We start from the raw sequence: 14,883 nt of genomic DNA, 5'->3' as shown, positions 1-14,883 counted from the left end.
TCGACGCCGTCGACAGCTACATCCCCACCCCCGAGCGTGCCGTGGACAAACCCTTCCTGATGCCCGTGGAAGACGTGTTCACCATCACTGGTCGTGGCACTGTGGCCACCGGCCGTGTGGAGCGCGGAATCTGCAAAGTGGGCGACGAAGTGGAAATCGTGGGTCTGCGTGACACCAAGAAAACCACCGTCACCGGCGTGGAAATGCACCGCAAGCTGCTCGATCAGGGCATCGCAGGCGACAACGTTGGCGTGCTGCTGCGTGGTGTGGCCCGTGATGACATCGAGCGTGGTCAAGTGCTGGCCAAGCCCGGCTCCATCAAGCCCCACACCAAGTTCCTGGGCAGCGTGTACATCCTGTCCAAAGAGGAAGGTGGCCGTCACAGCGCTTTCTTCGGTGGTTACCGTCCCCAGTTCTACTTCCGCACCACCGACGTGACCGGCGTGATTTCCTTGCCCGAGGGCGTGGAAATGGTGATGCCCGGTGACAACATCGAGCTGACCGTGGACCTGATCAAACCGATCGCCATGGAAGAAGGTCTGCGTTTCGCCATCCGCGAAGGTGGCCGCACCGTCGGCGCCGGCGTGGTTTCCAAAGTCCTCGAGTAATCCAAAACTTCAAAAGTTTGAACCTCCCCTCGGGGAGGTTTTTTGATTTATTCTCTCTGGCGACGGATCCAAATTCGCCCATTCAGGCTGGCTTTTTGCTGACTGCTGAACGCTGATGGCTGACCGCCCTGCAGAGCTTGCAATTGCATCCAATCCATGAAATAATCGGGACTGTTGTCTGCTTTGCAGACCCGAGACCAGACGGCTTGCATCCATCCGGTGCAGGACTGGGAGTTTGCCCGAGGGCAAACGAAAGGAGAAATTCACCATGGCCAAAGAAGGTCCACGCATCAAGATCAAACTGGAGTCCACTGCCGGCACCGGGTTCTACTACACCACCACCAAGAACCGCCGCAACACCCAGGCCAAACTTGAGCTCAAAAAATACGATCCCGTCGCCAAGAAACACGTCGCCTTCAAAGAGAAGAAGATCTGATCATGCAAGGGATCGTTCGGTACTTCCAGGAAGCTCGCGAAGAGCTGAAAAAAGTGAACTGGCCCACGCGTGTCCAGGTGCTTGAGGGTACCCAAACGGTCTTCATCTTCGTGATTTTCATGACCCTGATCATCTGGGGCATGGACCGTCTCTTCCACACTGGTCTGGGAGCCTTGCTGAAATGAGCATCGAATGGTACGCCGTTCATACATACGTTGGTCAAGAAGACCGCGTCGAAGACAACCTGCAAAAGCGTGCCAAAGCTTATGGCATGTGGGGGCAGATGATCTTTCAGGTGCTCCAACCCACCGAAGAAGCCGTTGAGATCAAAGAAGGCGGCAAAAAAGAAACCGTAAAACGCAAACTCTTCCCCGGATACATCTTCGTGCAAATGGACGTGGATGATCCTTACAACCCCGGCGAGCTGGGCGAGTCATGGGAAGTGGTGCGCGGCACCCCCGGTGTCACGGGCTTCGTGGGCACAGCCACCCGTCCGGTCCCCCTTTCCCCCGAGGAAGTGGAGCGCCTGCTGCAAAGCGTGGGTGTGGCGGAGAAACAGAAGGTGGAGAAAGCCAAACCCAAAGTGGCTTTCAAAGAAGGCGACATGGTTCGCGTCACTGCTGGACCTTTCAGTGATTTCACTGGGGTTGTGGCAGAAGTGAACCTTGAGCGCGCCAAAGTCAAAGTGCTGGTCTCGATCTTCGGACGTGAAACCCCCGTCGAGCTGGACTTCGCACAAGTGCAAAAGTCTTAAATCTTAGCGTTTCACCCACAGGCGTTCACCGCCTGAGGGGAGCTAAGGAGGAACAAAATGAAAAAAGTCACCGGATTTGTGAAGCTTCAGCTTCCTGCTGGTAAGGCAACCCCTGCCCCACCAGTAGGTCCCGCTCTCGGTCAACACGGCGCCAACATCATGGGATTCTGCAAAGAATTCAATGCTGCCACCGCTGACAAGGGCGACGCCATCATCCCCGTGGAAATCACCATCTACGCGGACCGCAGCTTCACCTTCATCACCAAAACCCCTCCCATGAGCTACCTGATCCGCAAGGCTTCCGGTATCGCCAAGGGAAGCGCCACCCCCAACAAAGCCAAAGTCGGCAAACTCACCTACGATCAGGTGCTGAAAATCGCCGAAACCAAAATGCCCGATCTGAACGCTGGCAGCCTCGAAGCCGCCGCCAAAATCGTGATGGGCACTGCCCGCAGCATGGGCGTCACCATTGAGGGGGCCCCCAATGCCTAAGCACGGTAAACGCTACAACGCTCTGGTTTCCAAACTGGACCGCAACAAGCAATACACCATCGAAGAAGCCACTGCTCTGGTGAAAGAACTGGCCAGCGCCAAGTTCAACGAAACCGTTGAAGTGCACCTGCGTCTGGGCATCGACCCCCGCAAATCTGACCAGAACGTGCGTGGCACTGTGGCCCTGCCTCACGGCACCGGTCGCTCTGTGCGCGTGGCCGTGATCTCCAAGGGCGAAAAACTTCAGGAAGCTGAAGCTGCTGGAGCCGACGTCTTCGGTGCAGAAGAACTGATCGACCGCATCGCCGGTGGATTCATGGACTTCGACGCTCTGGTGGCCACCCCTGACGTGATGGCTGAAGTGGGTAAGAAACTGGCCCGCATCCTCGGTCCACGTGGTCTGCTGCCCAACCCCAAGAGTGGTACCGTGGGTCTGGATGTGGCTGGCATGGTCAAAGGACTGAAAGCCGGTCGCATCGAGTTCCGCAACGACAAAACCGGTGTGGTGCACGCTCCCATCGGCAAAGCTGATTTCTCCCCCGAGAAACTGGTTGAAAACGCTCGTGCCCTGTTCTCTGCTCTGGAAGGCGCCAAACCCGCCGCTGCCAAGGGCGTTTACATCAAGAGCGTGTACCTGACCACCACCATGGGTCCTTCCATCGCTCTGTCTTACAGCGCGCAGTAAGATCCCCCTGCCTCTTGCTCCGCTTGAGGCTTTCCCCCTTCTTTAAGGGGGAAACTCCCGCCCAAAAGGCACCCCGGTGCAATTGCACTTCACAATCTGGCAACGAAGACAGCAGGGACCTGCCAAGGTTTAAAGATCCTGCCGAGTGACAAGAACGGATTTCCGTGTGTGGGTCACTCCTGCACACGGAAGTTTTGAAGGTGCAAAGCACCCTTGTCCCCGAGTGGTAAAGGAGACAACAGTGGCGAACCCCCGTAACATCACCAGCCTCGCCGCGCTCCGCGAGTCCTTAAGTGGCGTAGAAACCCTCTACGTCGTAGACTACCAGGGCCTCACGGCCGGTCAAATTGGCAAACTGCGCAAAGAACTGCGCGAAAAAGGCTGCCAACTGATCGTTGCCAAAAACACCCTCGTGCGTCTGGCACTTAAAGACGGCGGACATGATTTCGCCGACGTCCTGCACGGCCCCAGCGCTGTGGTTCTTGCTGACAAGGACCCCGCCGGAGCCGCCAAGGTCCTCGCCGATACCGCGAAAGGCAACGACAAAGGCATTCCTGCCGCCAAGGCCGGTCTGCTCAACGGCGTCAAGATCGACGCCAACACCGTGACCAAGATTGCTTCTCTGGGCACCCTGCAAGATCAACGCGCTCAACTCGTTGGCGTGCTTGCTGGCCACATGTCCAATTTCGTGGGCATCCTCGAAGCCTACAAAGAGAAGCTCGAACAGTCTGCTTGAACCCAGGCCCTGTTCAGTCTGTCACCCCAAGCACTCTTTCTGTCGCATAGCGACATTTCCCTGGAGGAACCATCATGGCTCTTAACAAAGACCAAGTCATCGAATTGCTGGAACAAGCCACCATTCTCGAACTCGCCGATCTGATCGACACCCTCAAAGAGAAGTGGGGCGTCACTGCTGCTGTTGCCGTCTCCGGTGGCGGAGCTGCTGCTGCTGAAGTCAAAGAAGAGCAAACCGAATTCGACGTTGTGCTGGTGGACGCTGGCGCCAACAAAATCAACGTCATCAAAGAAGTGCGTGCCATCACTGGTCTGGGCCTCAAAGAAGCCAAAGACCTCACCGAAAAAGGTGGCGCCATCAAAGAAGCCGTTTCCAAAGAAGAAGCCGAGAAAGTCAAGGCTGCTCTGGAAGCTGCTGGCGCCAAAGTCGAAGTCAAATAACCCTTTGCTCGGTGACCCGAGCAAATTGGTTGGATCCTCAGAATGCCACAACGCTGCATGAGGAACTTCGAACACCGGAGTGCAAACACCCCCGAGGAATCTCGGGGGTGTTCCGTTTTGACCATCTCTTGAAGGTGTTCATTTGATTTGTGCTTTAATATGGTCATGAAAATTTCAAAGTTGATGATCCCTCTGATCTGTATGGCCTCGGGCACCACATTTGCAGTGCCCCTTCAGAACATTCAAGAGAATCTGGCACACAGAACCACCACCGGTTTGATTGGATTGAAAAATGATCCAGAGCGCACTTCTTGTTCTGCCGACAAAACCACAGGGTTTTGCATGGAATCCAAAATGCCAATGTCTGAATGGCAAGAGTGGATTCAGCGTTATTTTGAGAATCCATATTTGAACACTTTTCAATTTTCCCTACTGTCCAACAAAGGCAATGATTCCAGCTGGAATTTTGTCGCCGGGCACAGCTCGGGTTTGAAATATGTGGTTCAGTTGAAAAAAGTAGCGAATGGCACCCGTGTGCTGTTTCAAGCACAATACGATCAGAACACCTCCATTCCAGACTTCAAAATCGTCAACATCAAATCAAACAACAATCAGGAAAAAAACCTTGACTCTAAAAAAGTCAACTTGAAGTACTATTTTCAGCAACCTGCTTACAGATTCAACAAAATGTATTACCTCAGCGATGGAAATTCAATTTTTGCCACAAACAGCTTGACAGAAAAACCAAAATATGAAGTCAATTTGGATCAAAATTATTATTCCGCCTTCGTTTACTCTGAGTCCACTGGAATCATTGCCTCCAAACAAGAAACCATTTCCACACAAAAATTGGTGGTTCTGGACCCAGATCTGCAAATTCAAAGAACCTCTCAGCAGGTTTTTGCCGCATTTCAAAAGCTTTCTTTGAGCAAAGACAAAAAGTTCATTTTGGGATCCAATCCCAGCATCATGGCAGCAGGCACATACATTTTTGATGCCAACACATTGCAAGCCATCAGGGTGATCCCGAAAGTCGGTATGCGCGAATCTTATGTTTGGTCGGCTCAGGGGATCATGTTTTACGCCGAAAAAATGAAAACGCAATCCTCTGATGGGAAAACCATCCCTCTGAAAAACCTGCTGATGGCTTTTGACCTGCAAACCGGGAAAGTCAAGGTGGCCAGAGAGTATCCAGAGAACATGAGCTTGAATGCTTCCAGCGATCACAGGTATGTGACAGCCACCACCAAAGGGTACATGGAGCTGCTGGACACCCAGAACCTGACCGGATTCCGAATTCTGATGAAAAACATTGGTCAAACGGCTTTCTCGGCCAACAACCGTGTGCTGGCTTTTGAGCACCAGGTCAACAAGAAAATCTTCTTTTTTGATCTGCAAACCAAGAAAATGCTTCCTTACACCCTCAAATCAGAAGGACCTCTGGAAAACCTTTTCTGGACCCCGGATGGTGATCTGGTGACCGAAGACCTCTTGTTCACCGTCAAACCCAACCTGTTGGCTGCGGTGCTCAAATAAAAACCTCCAACCAGAGTTCTGGTCGGAGGAAGTTCAGCAACGGATCAAAAAGCAAATTCAGGTTTGGCTTCCACCAGAGAGACCACGCTGCCTGTGATGTCCCGAATTTCCAGATCCCGCCCCCAGGGAAGGTCACGGATCTCGGGGGTGAGCAGTTCAACACCAGCGCTTTTGAGTTTTTCAAAAGCTGCCTCGATGTCGCGGGTTCTGAAAATCAGGGAAGGTTGCTGGGAGAGGATGGCCTCTGCCCGAGCAGCCTCCTCAGGGTTCCTGAACCACACTCTGGGTTCGAAGAGGACGACTTCAAGGTCTTTTTGCTCTGGAGCGGTCACGGTGAGCCAGCGCATGCCCGGTCCCACTTCTCCATCTGCACACTTCTGGAAACCCAACACTTCGGTGTAAAACTTGAGGGCAGCTTCTGCGTCTTGAACATAACGGGTGATGTGACTGATGCCTGAAATCATGGTGTCCTCCTGATGGAAAGATGATCTTTGAACCGTAAAGTGCTGTCAGAAGGTGAACAACCTCGCACACCTTCTGCTGGTGAAAACAACTGCAGAACTTGAATTCAATAATAACATAATTTACAGTTTTTTTCTGCATAATCATCCATGGATTTGACGCCAAATGAAGAACGCCCGAGGCATTCACCTCGGGCATTTGACTTTGGGGCTCAGGCCGTCAGGGATTTGAACTCGGCCTCATCGATTTGCCGGATGTCCTCTCCCCTGCCAAAAAGAATGGCAGGATACAGGCTGCAATCCAGATCAAAACTGCGGGTTTTCTGGTTGAACACCAGCACCTTGAGTCCTCCTGAGGTGGTGGGTTCCAGTTTGACAGGGGTGTGTCCGTACAGGTAGTAGCGCATCAGAGGTGTTCTTCCCTGCTCAGGATGTCTTTCCAGAGCCAGGCATATAGACTATCACTTGCACGGGCCAATTCTTCAAGGATGCGCTGCTGTACCGGAGAGAGTTCTTTGCTGCGAAACTCGGCGGTGATCTCTCGGGTGATTTCGTAGATGCGGTGTTCGTACTGGTCGAGGGCGTCCAGTTGCTCGTGCACAATTTTGACTTCGGCGATGTGCTGGCTTTCCTGATCCACCATCACCAGAAATTGCAGGTCCCGGTAGCCCGACTGGTGGGGCCGGATCACCCGATCCGAGAAATGCACCACTTCAATGTAGTTGGGCAGTTTGGAGGCCACCTCGTACATGCTCTGGATGCTTTTGCAGGTCAGTTTGCTGCCAAGGATGTCGTTGGGCACCCGACGTTTTCCCACAGGATGGGATTTCATCTTCTCCAGAATCCGGCTCGGACTTTTGATGCCCTGAGGTCGCATGGAGGTGCGCACCCTGAGGGTTTCCGAGATGTCCTCTATTTTGTGCCTGAACATCCCAGAGAGGTCACGGGCGGTGTAATACGCTTCAATGAGGTCCTCTGGGTGCTGTTTGGGGGTTGGGCCTCTGCCATAATTCCAGTAGAGTTCCCAGCTGGTCTGAAAATAACGGTGTAAACCTGCTGATTCAGCAAGGCTCTGGTACTCTGCCTTCTTCATTGCTTTCTCAGTTTAATCCACAAGATGAGAAAACGCTCGGGACTGGCAGGAAAGCTGAAAAAAGTCCTCCTTTCGGAGGACCATCAAGATGCAAGCCAGATTCAGAATTCGTCTGCGGTGGGACCGTAAGACGTGGGCACAGGAAGGCCGAGCAACCTGAAATACACCCCGAGTTGTGCACGGTGGTGCACCATGTGGCTGATGATGCCATTTCTGAGCACCTCATGGCGCGGCTGGTGCATGAACACCTGATCCCCAGACTTCATGGTCCAGACGAAGTTGAGGTGTTCGTCTGAGCTCTGGTTCAAAGTCTCTTTGAATTCCAGCAAAGTGCGATCAAAGTGTTCCAGCAGTTCTTCGCGGGTGCCGAGGGGTTTGGGGGGCGTGCCATCACTCTGGAAGTCCAGAACATCCACCTTCAGGGTGTCCAGTCCCCAACTGGGAAAGCCGGCCAGGTGGTTGGCGAGGTGCAACAGACTGAAGCTCTTTGGGTGGGGTTTGAATTCTGCTTGCTCCATGGGAACGCGCTCCAGAAACTTGCGGGTGGTGGCAAATTCCTGTTCCAGATCCTTGAAAAGCAATTGGCGAAGGGGCAGGGTGTGGGTTTCTGTGGCAACAGTCATGGGAACCTCCTTGAATGAAAGGTGGGCGAAATGGGAAAACAGGTTTTGATGGACAGGATTGAGGGGTTTTACCAGGTGTAAGGGCCAGAGGGTGGGGGCCACAGTTTGAGGGCTTGCCGGATGCTCACCACTTGCCCAAGGTGATGGGCGGTGTGGAGGGCAATGTCGGCAAGTGCAGAGCCCACAGAGTGTTTCTCCCAGCCATAATGGGGCTGTTCAAAGAGGGGGCGGTCCAATTCTGCCTGTGTGAACGTCTGGTGCGCTGAGATGGCCATCAGGAAGTCTTGCTTCAAGGTCTCCCAGCCTTCCTGGGACACTTCAGGCCAGCCCACGGTGGCGTGGGGTGTGGGAATGGGGGTCCCGCCTCTGGAAATGTTCAGAATCCAGTTCAGCCAGAAGTTGGCGTGAGCGACCACCTCTGCGACAGAGTGAGGCATGCTTTCAGGGCGGGTAGAGGCCTGCTCTGGTGTGAGGCCGTCCAGCAAAGAGGCTGGATTCATGAAAGAACCTGTGTGAAAAAGATGGTGCAGCATGTCTTTGCTGGGTGATGCAGTGAAATTCAGTTGTTGTGTCATGGTTTTTCCTCTCTGAATTCACTGTACCTGTGAGGTGTGACATCAGGGTGTCAACTTTTGGTACCGCTCATAAACCTTTAAAGCTTTTTTGCAAATAACATCACGCAAATGGGGAGGCGAAAGCACCTCCACCTGATCCCCGAGCTGCAACAAGAGGCCATAAAGCCATTCATCCTCTGGAGCTGAAAACGCAAAAATGGCCCGCCGGTCCTCCTGTTGCTTCAGGGCATCCACGCCGAACCATTCGGTGATTCTGGGGATGGCCTCACGGTCCACGGCAAATTGAACCTCGATGGGTGGACTGTGCCTGAACCAGTTCTCCTGAATGTTCAGCATTTCCTGAGGCACCTCTCTGGGCATGAAACCCTCCTGCAAAGCTTGCAACTGCCCCATTCTGCTGAAACGAAATTGCCTGAAATCCTGCCGACTGTGACAGAAGCCCAGCAGATACCAGTAACCTGTTTTCAAAATCAAAGAATACGGCTCCACTGTGCGTTCCTCGGGACGATCACGGGTCGGTTTGTGGTATTGAAACTGCACTTTCTGACGTTTCCGAATGGCTTGAAGCAGCAGTTCATGTTTCTGCAAATCCACAGTTCTGGAATTCCATGAGGTGTGGTCAATCACGATTTCCTGCCAACCTGTGGGTTGCCCCTCTGGATGGTTTTTGCAAAAAAGCAACTGAAGTTTCTCGTAAATCTGGGCCTGATCCATGCCCATGGGCAATTGCACAAAACTGTTCAGCAAGCGCATCAGGTTGGCGATTTCACTCTGGCTGAGGATGGTGCGGTCCAGAGCATACCCTTCCATGATTCCAATGCCTCCACTTTTTCCGGGGAACAACACCACAGGAATTCCAGCTTCTTCCAGAATTTGAATGTCCCGGTAAATGGTGCGTTTGGACACCGAAAACCTGTGGGCCAGTTCAGCGGCCGTGGTTCTTTCGGTGCCCATCAGAAGGGTCAGCAGGCCAAGCAAACGGGTGAGGCGGTCCATGCCCTGCATTATTCCATGCCCTGCATTCCACACTCAGATTCCATGACCTTCAATAAACCCTGCCAGACGAAAAAGCTCTTTAAAAACCCAAAAATCGTTTAAAAACACAAAAAACAATTTGACACACTTGCCTAAATTAAACATAAACCCTGATTTTAAATTCAACGGTACATAAAGCTGCATTTACCTTCTCCAAGGGTTACACACCCGAGTTTTCCCTATCATCAAACTCGTTTCAGCAAGAAAGAATTCCAAGTGGATGCTGAAACCGGGGGGAACCATGCATCAACGTCTCCAGCGTCTTTTGTGGTCTTTCGTCGTGCTGGGTGCACTGGGCCAGTCTCAGGCAGCCTCTTTTTACACCGTCAAACGGGGGGACACCCTCTGGAGCATCTCTCAGAAATCCAAAATTTCGGTGGAGCAGATCAAGAAGCTCAACCGTTTGAAAAGCGACACCATCTACTCAGGTCAAAAATTGAAACTGGCAAATGTTCAAACGGTGGTCAAGAGAAATCCGCCTTTGCCTTTTGCAGTCGCCCTGTCGACCAAAAAAGTGTTGAAGGTGCCGGTTTACGCTGTACACGTCAATCTGGCCCACAAAGGGGTCAAAGTGCGTCCATTGCTGCCCAGCATCGGTCTGGGCCGGGGAGGCGCAAAGCTCGGGTATCTGGCCCAGAGGCCCAATCTGATCGCTGCGATCAATGGAGGCTATTTTCATCCACAGTCTTACATGCCTGCTGGAGACCTGGTGGTTCAGGGAAGGCAACTGGCTTATGGGCGCATTCAGACTGCGCTTTCGGTGACACCTGACAACAAAGCCCGCATCCACCACAACACCGGGTCATGGAAGGGGTATGAAACAGTGATTGCCACAGGACCCCATGTGGTTCAGAATGGCCGTCTGGTGGTTCAACCCAGAGTGGAAGGATACCGCGATCCAGCCGTCTGGGGAAGGGCCAAACGCAGTGCTGTGGGTCTGGTCAACAACGAGTACCTGATCTTCATGACCAGTCCTCAGGAACTCAGCCTTGCAGAGGTCGGCAAAATCATGCAAAAAATGAAAGCCAGAGAGGTGATCCTGCTGGATGGAGGATCCAGTGCTGGACTGGTCTGGGACCGCAAACTGATTGTGCCTCCGGCCAGAGCCCTGTCTTTTGGCATTGGGGTTTTTGTGGGCCAGAAAGGCTGAAATTTCCGCCCCCAGTTCAGGTGTAAGCGTTCAGACGGCCTTGCAGTTGCAGGACCGATGGCTGAACCTGCACATGGCATTCTGTGCAGTCTGGGAGCATCTCGCCGTCCAGATGGCACACTTGTGGTTTTTCCCAGCGCACCGTGACCTCTCTGGCCCTTGCAATGATCACATAAGGCAAAGCGGTGTGCTGGCCCATCAAAACCAGAGGCAGCACTCCGGCCAGAACGGGCTTGCTGATTTCCTTGCCAATCACCACATCCAAGAGACCGTCTGCAGGGTGCGCTTGAGGGGCCACTTTGAAACCCCCTCCATAGCGGGTGGAATTCATGATGGACACCAGAAAGGATTTGCCTGAATAGATTTCTCGACCATCTGCAATGATCTGGACCTGCAGGTTCTCCATTTGCCGCAAGCCCTTGGCCACCGCCCACCCGTAACGGGGCATGCCCGTAAGTTGTTTGGGCGCATCATAGCTGAGTTTTCCCGCCAGAGCATCAAAACCCATGCCCAGACCGTTCACAAACAGGTGATTTCCATCCATCAAACCGAGGTCCACAGGGGTCACGGTTTCTGAAAGTCGGCGCAGGGCATCCTCGGGTCTGGTGCTCCATCCGAGGCAACTGGCAAAATCGTTGGCACTCCCAAACGGCACAATCCCCATGCGAAAACCCTTCTGAATGGCCAATCGGGCCACAGATTGCACCGTGCCATCTCCGCCCACAGCCAGCAAGGTATCGTTGATGGGGTCCCAACCTTGAGCCACCTCGAAAACCTCCTCGGGTTTGTGGGTGATGTGCTGGGTGTAGGTGAACCCTTTGAGGCGCAAGGCAGACAGCAAAGCAGGAAGTTTGTCTTCAAGGTGGCCTCTGGAGGCATTCGGATTGACAATCAGGCGGAGCATGGAAACCAACATAGCACAGCAGCAAACTTCACATTTCAAATCTGGCCCTTGATTAACCTGTGGGTGAAAAATCCACTGCAACACCCCAATTTTTGACAGGAGATCCCCATGAAATGGACCATTGAATCTTCCCGAGTGTTGATGAAAGACCGCTTTTTGACTTTGCGTGTGGACCGCTGCATCACCCCAGCAGGACACACCGTTGATCCTTACTATGTGCTGGAAGGCACCCCATGGGTGAATGTGGTGGCCCTCACCCCTGAAGGAGACTGCATTCTGGTGCAGCAATACCGTCATGCCGTGGCAAAAGTGGTGCATGGTCTGCCTGCAGGAGGGGTTGAACCCACCGACCTCACCCCTCTGGAAGCTGCACACCGTGAGTTGCTGGAAGAAACCGGGCATCAGGCTTCTGTTCTGGTGCAAGTGCTGGAGGGAGATGTGAACCCTGCAAGCCAGACCCATTCGGTTTCCACTTTTCTGGGATTGGACGCAGAACCTTTACAGGACAGTGTGCTGGACGCCGTGGAAGGTACCAGAGTCGTCAAGGTGCCCTTCAGGGAGCTTTTTCTGGGCACCTCTGCACTTCTGCCCGAGATTCAGATCATGCACCGTGCTGCCCTCTGGGCCGCAGGCATGCACCTGATTCAGCACCCTGAGGTTTTTCCTGCGGTGCGCCAGCAGTTGTTGGCCCCCTTGCCATGACCATCATTGAAAGCGTTTTTTGAACTCTGGAGCCAGAGCAGACTGGGTCAAGAATTGTTGGAACTCTCGGGCAGGAACCGGACGGCTGATCAGGTAGCCCTGAATTTCATGGCACCCAAGTTCACGCAGCAACTGGTACTGCTGCTCATCCTCGACCCCTTCGGCCACCACTTGCAGGTGCATGTTGCGGGCCAGATCGATCATGGCTTTCACCAGAATCTGGTCGTCAGGATCATGGGTGAGGTCCCGCACAAACGAGCGGTCAATTTTGATTTTGCGGATGGGAAAGCGCTTGAGGTAAGCCAGACTGGAATACCCGGTCCCGAAATCGTCGATGGCCGCCATCACCCCGAGCCGGCTCAGGTCATAGAGGGTCTGGGTGGTGTTTTCCACATCCTGCATGACCAGACTTTCGGTGAGTTCCACCTGCAGGTACTGGGCAGGCAAATCAAAGCGTTCCAGAGCTTCCTGAATGGTTTCCAGCACATCGTTTTGCCTGAACTGCAATGCTGAAAAGTTCACCCCAATCGGCACCATGGGGAGTCCATTTTCCCGCCATTCGTGGTTCTGGCGGCACACTTCATTGAGGATCCAGCGTCCGAGGGGAAGGATCAGGCCCGTGGATTCGGCTGTGGGAATGAATTTGATGGGTGGAACCATCCCTTTCTCGGGGTGAATCCAGCGGATCAGGGCTTCGGCGGCAACACACTCACCGGTTCGGGTGTCCAGAATCGGCTGGTAAAACACCACAAATTCGCCCCGTTCAATGGCCTGTCGCAAGTCGGTTTCCACCTGCAAGCGCTCGGTGGCAGCGAGGCTCATCTCGGGGGTGAACACCTGATGGGTGTTTCTGCCCACAGCTTTCGCCTGATGCATCGCGGTGTCTGCATTGCGCATGAGGGTGTCCAGGTCTGTGCCATCCTGCGGGAAAAACACCACACCAATGCTGACCGTCACCAGCAAAGGTTTTCCCTCGATGGTGAAAGGCTCTCTGGCCACGTTCAGAATGTCCTGAATGCACTCTTGCACCTTCAGGGACGAGGCTTGACGCAGCAGCACCACAAACTCATCTCCGTTGAGGTGCACCAGCAGGTCCTGACTTGAGAGCACGTGCTGGAGGCGCTGACCGAGATAATGGAGCACCCTGTCGCCCACAGTGGGACCCAGAGAATCGTTGATGGTTTTGAAGTTGTCAAGGTCAAGAAGCAGAAACGCCATCGTGTTGCCAGTCAGGACCACGTCTTGCAAAAGTCGCGGACCGTTTTCCTCCAGATAGGCCCGGTTGGGCAAAAGGGTGAGGCGGTCATAGTAAGCAAGGGTCCTGACCCTTTCTTCGGCCCGCCTGCGCTGGGTGACATCCTGAAAAGCCCAGAGTTTGCCTCGAATTTGCCCATGCAAGTAATAAGGTCTGGCGGTGTACTCCAGGGCCTTTCCTGATTCCAGATGCATGAGGTCACTCTGGGTGCGCTCTGGAGACCGCATGGACTCTTGAAGCACTTTGCGGAACTCTTCAGCATCGCCAATCTGGCCAAGAATGCTGGGGTGACGCAAAGCCACATTGCCATAGTTTTGCAAATCCACACGAGAGATGTCCCAGAGCATCAAAAACTGGGTGTTGCAGGTGACCATGCGGCCACTGTTGTCCACCACCACCATGGCATCACTGGTGGCATCAAAAATCGCTTCCAGAAGGGCCAGTGATTCTCCAAGTTCCTGGGTGCGTTCGTGGACAATCTGGGTGAGGCGGATGGGTTGACGCAAAATCAACCAGACCAGCAATCCCACAAGTCCAGAGAGGGCCATCACAAACATGCTTTTGAGCAAAATGGTGGTGTAATTCAACCAGCCCTGCACTGGAGCAATTTGCAACAACCATGTGCCATTGGGAACCGCCATGGGAATACCCAGAGGGCTCTGGGCAAAGGAACCTCCTGATCCTGCAATGGTTTCTCGCAGACCGGTGTTGGGGTTTTGAAAAGACAGGCGGTAATTGTACCCTTCTTTTGCCAGATGGTTCAGGTTGCTGATGGCCAACAATTGAGGCAAATCCAGCACCACCTGTGCAAAACCCCAGAAATTTCCATCTTGAAGATAAACAGGATGCCGCCCCACCAAACCTTGCCCGCCCTGAATCAAATTCAAAGGCCCCACAAGGGTCAGTTTTCGGGTTTCCAGCGCCTGCTTGGAGGACACTTTGCTGCGCTCATCGGTCATGAGGTTCAGACCAAAAGCAGCATCGTTGTTCTGGTAGGGGTGGATGTGTCGGATGATGCCATCTGGAGCAAGCTGCAAGGCCCGGATTCCCCGATAAACCTGCAACATTTCTTCAGCCAGAGGATGAAAATCATCGATTTTTCCACGGTTTTGACGCACCACCGAAGAAAGGGCCAGAACCGCAGAAAGTGAACCCTCCAGTTCGTGTTGCAAAAGGCGGATTTGTTCATCTGCACGTTGCTGTGCAATGCGACGGTTCACCTCGAACGTTTGTTTTTCAGACAGTGTCACCATCACACCGCCCACCACCATCACCAGCAACACAGCAATGGCGGTGAACCATTTGGCTTTGAGGATTCCCTGATTCATCTGGATGCTCCTGTGAAGTCGATCAACAAGAAAAAGCCCTTCAAATCTGTCCCGAAGACAGGGATTTGAA

Annotated in this window: 19 protein-coding genes; 11 read left to right on the top strand and 8 right to left on the bottom strand. The window is 53.4% G+C overall.

The annotated features are described in order from the left end of the window. From Q371_RS17620 to Q371_RS27160, 9 genes are all read left to right on the top strand, one after another. On the top strand, positions 1-608 hold a 608-nt coding region (locus tag Q371_RS17620), incomplete at its 5' end, for an EF-Tu C-terminal domain-related protein (protein ID WP_034341417.1). Positions 609-876: 268 nt separating this feature from the next. Further along, on the top strand, positions 877-1,044 hold the full coding sequence (rpmG, locus tag Q371_RS17615) for a 50S ribosomal protein L33 (protein WP_034342752.1): 168 nt from the start codon (positions 877-879) through the stop codon (positions 1,042-1,044). Between the two features lie 2 nt (positions 1,045-1,046). Then, positions 1,047-1,229, top strand: coding sequence for a preprotein translocase subunit SecE (secE, locus tag Q371_RS17610; protein ID WP_034342719.1), 183 nt, complete (start codon positions 1,047-1,049; stop codon positions 1,227-1,229). Further along, complete coding sequence (gene nusG, locus Q371_RS17605; protein WP_034342716.1) at positions 1,226-1,798, top strand: transcription termination/antitermination protein NusG; 573 nt, start codon at positions 1,226-1,228, stop codon at positions 1,796-1,798. The genes secE and nusG overlap by 4 nt, the downstream gene beginning before the upstream one ends. A gap of 57 nt (positions 1,799-1,855) precedes the next feature. Further along, positions 1,856-2,290, top strand: a complete 435-nt coding sequence (gene rplK, locus Q371_RS17600; protein ID WP_034342715.1) for a 50S ribosomal protein L11 — start codon at positions 1,856-1,858, stop codon at positions 2,288-2,290. Next, positions 2,283-2,975 carry a 50S ribosomal protein L1 gene (rplA, locus tag Q371_RS17595; RefSeq protein ID WP_034342713.1) on the top strand — a complete coding sequence of 231 codons (693 nt, stop codon included), beginning with the start codon at positions 2,283-2,285 and terminating at the stop codon, positions 2,973-2,975. Before rplK ends, rplA begins: the two co-directional genes overlap by 8 nt. Positions 2,976-3,216: 241 nt before the next feature. Further along, positions 3,217-3,711: a 50S ribosomal protein L10 gene (rplJ, locus tag Q371_RS17590; protein WP_034342712.1), complete on the top strand. Its 495-nt coding sequence runs from the start codon at positions 3,217-3,219 to the stop codon at positions 3,709-3,711. A 74-nt stretch (positions 3,712-3,785) separates the two neighbouring features. Then, on the top strand, positions 3,786-4,151 hold the full coding sequence (rplL, locus tag Q371_RS17585; protein WP_034342711.1) for a 50S ribosomal protein L7/L12: 366 nt from the start codon (positions 3,786-3,788) through the stop codon (positions 4,149-4,151). Between the two features lie 969 nt (positions 4,152-5,120). Beyond that, positions 5,121-5,687 (top strand): hypothetical protein, encoded by a 567-nt coding sequence (locus Q371_RS27160; protein ID WP_157442783.1) that lies wholly within the window; start codon positions 5,121-5,123, stop codon positions 5,685-5,687. A 44-nt stretch (positions 5,688-5,731) separates the two neighbouring features. Here the strand turns inward: Q371_RS27160 and Q371_RS17575 are convergent, their stop codons facing one another. From Q371_RS17575 to Q371_RS17550, 6 genes are all read right to left on the bottom strand, one after another. Then, positions 5,732-6,151, bottom strand: coding sequence for a VOC family protein (locus Q371_RS17575; protein ID WP_034342708.1), 420 nt, complete (start codon positions 6,149-6,151; stop codon positions 5,732-5,734). 209 nt (positions 6,152-6,360) lie between these two features. After that, the gene (locus tag Q371_RS17570; protein ID WP_034342707.1) at positions 6,361-6,555 is read right to left on the bottom strand and encodes a hypothetical protein; all 195 of its coding nucleotides are present in this window, start codon (positions 6,553-6,555) and stop codon (positions 6,361-6,363) included. Continuing rightward, entirely contained in the window at positions 6,555-7,241 is a 687-nt protein-coding gene (locus Q371_RS17565) for a nucleotidyltransferase family protein (protein WP_034342706.1), read from the bottom strand. Before Q371_RS17565 ends, Q371_RS17570 begins: the two co-directional genes overlap by 1 nt. A 101-nt stretch (positions 7,242-7,342) precedes the next feature. Continuing rightward, positions 7,343-7,864 carry a DinB family protein gene (locus tag Q371_RS17560; RefSeq protein ID WP_034342704.1) on the bottom strand — a complete coding sequence of 174 codons (522 nt, stop codon included), beginning with the start codon at positions 7,862-7,864 and terminating at the stop codon, positions 7,343-7,345. 68 nt (positions 7,865-7,932) lie between these two features. Beyond that, complete coding sequence (locus Q371_RS17555; RefSeq protein WP_051964710.1) at positions 7,933-8,439, bottom strand: DinB family protein; 507 nt, start codon at positions 8,437-8,439, stop codon at positions 7,933-7,935. 42 nt (positions 8,440-8,481) lie between these two features. After that, positions 8,482-9,435 carry a helix-turn-helix transcriptional regulator gene (locus Q371_RS17550; protein ID WP_169743880.1) on the bottom strand — a complete coding sequence of 318 codons (954 nt, stop codon included), beginning with the start codon at positions 9,433-9,435 and terminating at the stop codon, positions 8,482-8,484. 280 nt (positions 9,436-9,715) lie between these two features. Between Q371_RS17550 and Q371_RS17545 the strand changes: the two genes are divergently transcribed. Continuing rightward, positions 9,716-10,624, top strand: a complete 909-nt coding sequence (locus tag Q371_RS17545; protein WP_034342747.1) for a phosphodiester glycosidase family protein — start codon at positions 9,716-9,718, stop codon at positions 10,622-10,624. 16 nt (positions 10,625-10,640) lie between these two features. On the opposite strand, the gene Q371_RS17540 is transcribed toward Q371_RS17545, so the two are convergent. Further along, positions 10,641-11,528, bottom strand: coding sequence for a diacylglycerol/lipid kinase family protein (locus Q371_RS17540; RefSeq protein WP_169743879.1), 888 nt, complete (start codon positions 11,526-11,528; stop codon positions 10,641-10,643). A gap of 108 nt (positions 11,529-11,636) precedes the next feature. Here Q371_RS17540 and Q371_RS17535 point away from each other — a divergent pair, with 108 nt between their 5' ends. Then, the gene (locus Q371_RS17535) at positions 11,637-12,230 is read left to right on the top strand and encodes an NUDIX hydrolase (RefSeq protein ID WP_051964708.1); all 594 of its coding nucleotides are present in this window, start codon (positions 11,637-11,639) and stop codon (positions 12,228-12,230) included. A 3-nt stretch (positions 12,231-12,233) separates the two neighbouring features. Here Q371_RS17535 and Q371_RS25935 read toward each other — a convergent pair whose 3' ends face one another. Further along, the gene (locus Q371_RS25935) at positions 12,234-14,813 is read right to left on the bottom strand and encodes a bifunctional diguanylate cyclase/phosphodiesterase (protein ID WP_051964706.1); all 2,580 of its coding nucleotides are present in this window, start codon (positions 14,811-14,813) and stop codon (positions 12,234-12,236) included. Positions 14,814-14,883 lie beyond the last annotated feature (70 nt).

It is taken from the genome of Deinococcus misasensis DSM 22328 (assembly GCF_000745915.1).
GTDB lineage: Bacteria > Deinococcota > Deinococci > Deinococcales > Deinococcaceae > Deinococcus_C > Deinococcus_C misasensis.
The sequence above is the reverse complement of the archived record's forward strand: the minus strand, read 5'-3'. Positions and strand labels throughout refer to the sequence as shown.

Excerpts from the sequence above, each read along its gene's own strand:
- rpmG (WP_034342752.1), top strand. The coding sequence starts at position 877 with ATGGCCAAAGAAGGTCCACGCATCAAGATCAAACTGGAGTCCACTGCC.
- secE (WP_034342719.1), top strand. The coding sequence starts at position 1,047 with ATGCAAGGGATCGTTCGGTACTTCCAGGAAGCTCGCGAAGAGCTGAAA.
- nusG (WP_034342716.1), top strand. The coding sequence starts at position 1,226 with ATGAGCATCGAATGGTACGCCGTTCATACATACGTTGGTCAAGAAGAC.
- rplK (WP_034342715.1), top strand. The coding sequence starts at position 1,856 with ATGAAAAAAGTCACCGGATTTGTGAAGCTTCAGCTTCCTGCTGGTAAG.
- rplA (WP_034342713.1), top strand. The coding sequence starts at position 2,283 with ATGCCTAAGCACGGTAAACGCTACAACGCTCTGGTTTCCAAACTGGAC.
- rplL (WP_034342711.1), top strand. The coding sequence starts at position 3,786 with ATGGCTCTTAACAAAGACCAAGTCATCGAATTGCTGGAACAAGCCACC.
- Q371_RS27160 (WP_157442783.1), top strand. The coding sequence starts at position 5,121 with ATGGCAGCAGGCACATACATTTTTGATGCCAACACATTGCAAGCCATC.
- Q371_RS17575 (WP_034342708.1), bottom strand. The coding sequence starts at position 6,151 with ATGATTTCAGGCATCAGTCACATCACCCGTTATGTTCAAGACGCAGAA.
- Q371_RS17570 (WP_034342707.1), bottom strand. The coding sequence starts at position 6,555 with ATGCGCTACTACCTGTACGGACACACCCCTGTCAAACTGGAACCCACC.
- Q371_RS17565 (WP_034342706.1), bottom strand. The coding sequence starts at position 7,241 with ATGAAGAAGGCAGAGTACCAGAGCCTTGCTGAATCAGCAGGTTTACAC.
- Q371_RS17560 (WP_034342704.1), bottom strand. The coding sequence starts at position 7,864 with ATGACTGTTGCCACAGAAACCCACACCCTGCCCCTTCGCCAATTGCTT.
- Q371_RS17555 (WP_051964710.1), bottom strand. The coding sequence starts at position 8,439 with ATGACACAACAACTGAATTTCACTGCATCACCCAGCAAAGACATGCTG.
- Q371_RS17550 (WP_169743880.1), bottom strand. The coding sequence starts at position 9,435 with ATGGACCGCCTCACCCGTTTGCTTGGCCTGCTGACCCTTCTGATGGGC.
- Q371_RS17545 (WP_034342747.1), top strand. The coding sequence starts at position 9,716 with ATGCATCAACGTCTCCAGCGTCTTTTGTGGTCTTTCGTCGTGCTGGGT.
- Q371_RS17540 (WP_169743879.1), bottom strand. The coding sequence starts at position 11,528 with ATGCTCCGCCTGATTGTCAATCCGAATGCCTCCAGAGGCCACCTTGAA.
- Q371_RS17535 (WP_051964708.1), top strand. The coding sequence starts at position 11,637 with ATGAAATGGACCATTGAATCTTCCCGAGTGTTGATGAAAGACCGCTTT.
- Q371_RS25935 (WP_051964706.1), bottom strand. The coding sequence starts at position 14,813 with ATGAATCAGGGAATCCTCAAAGCCAAATGGTTCACCGCCATTGCTGTG.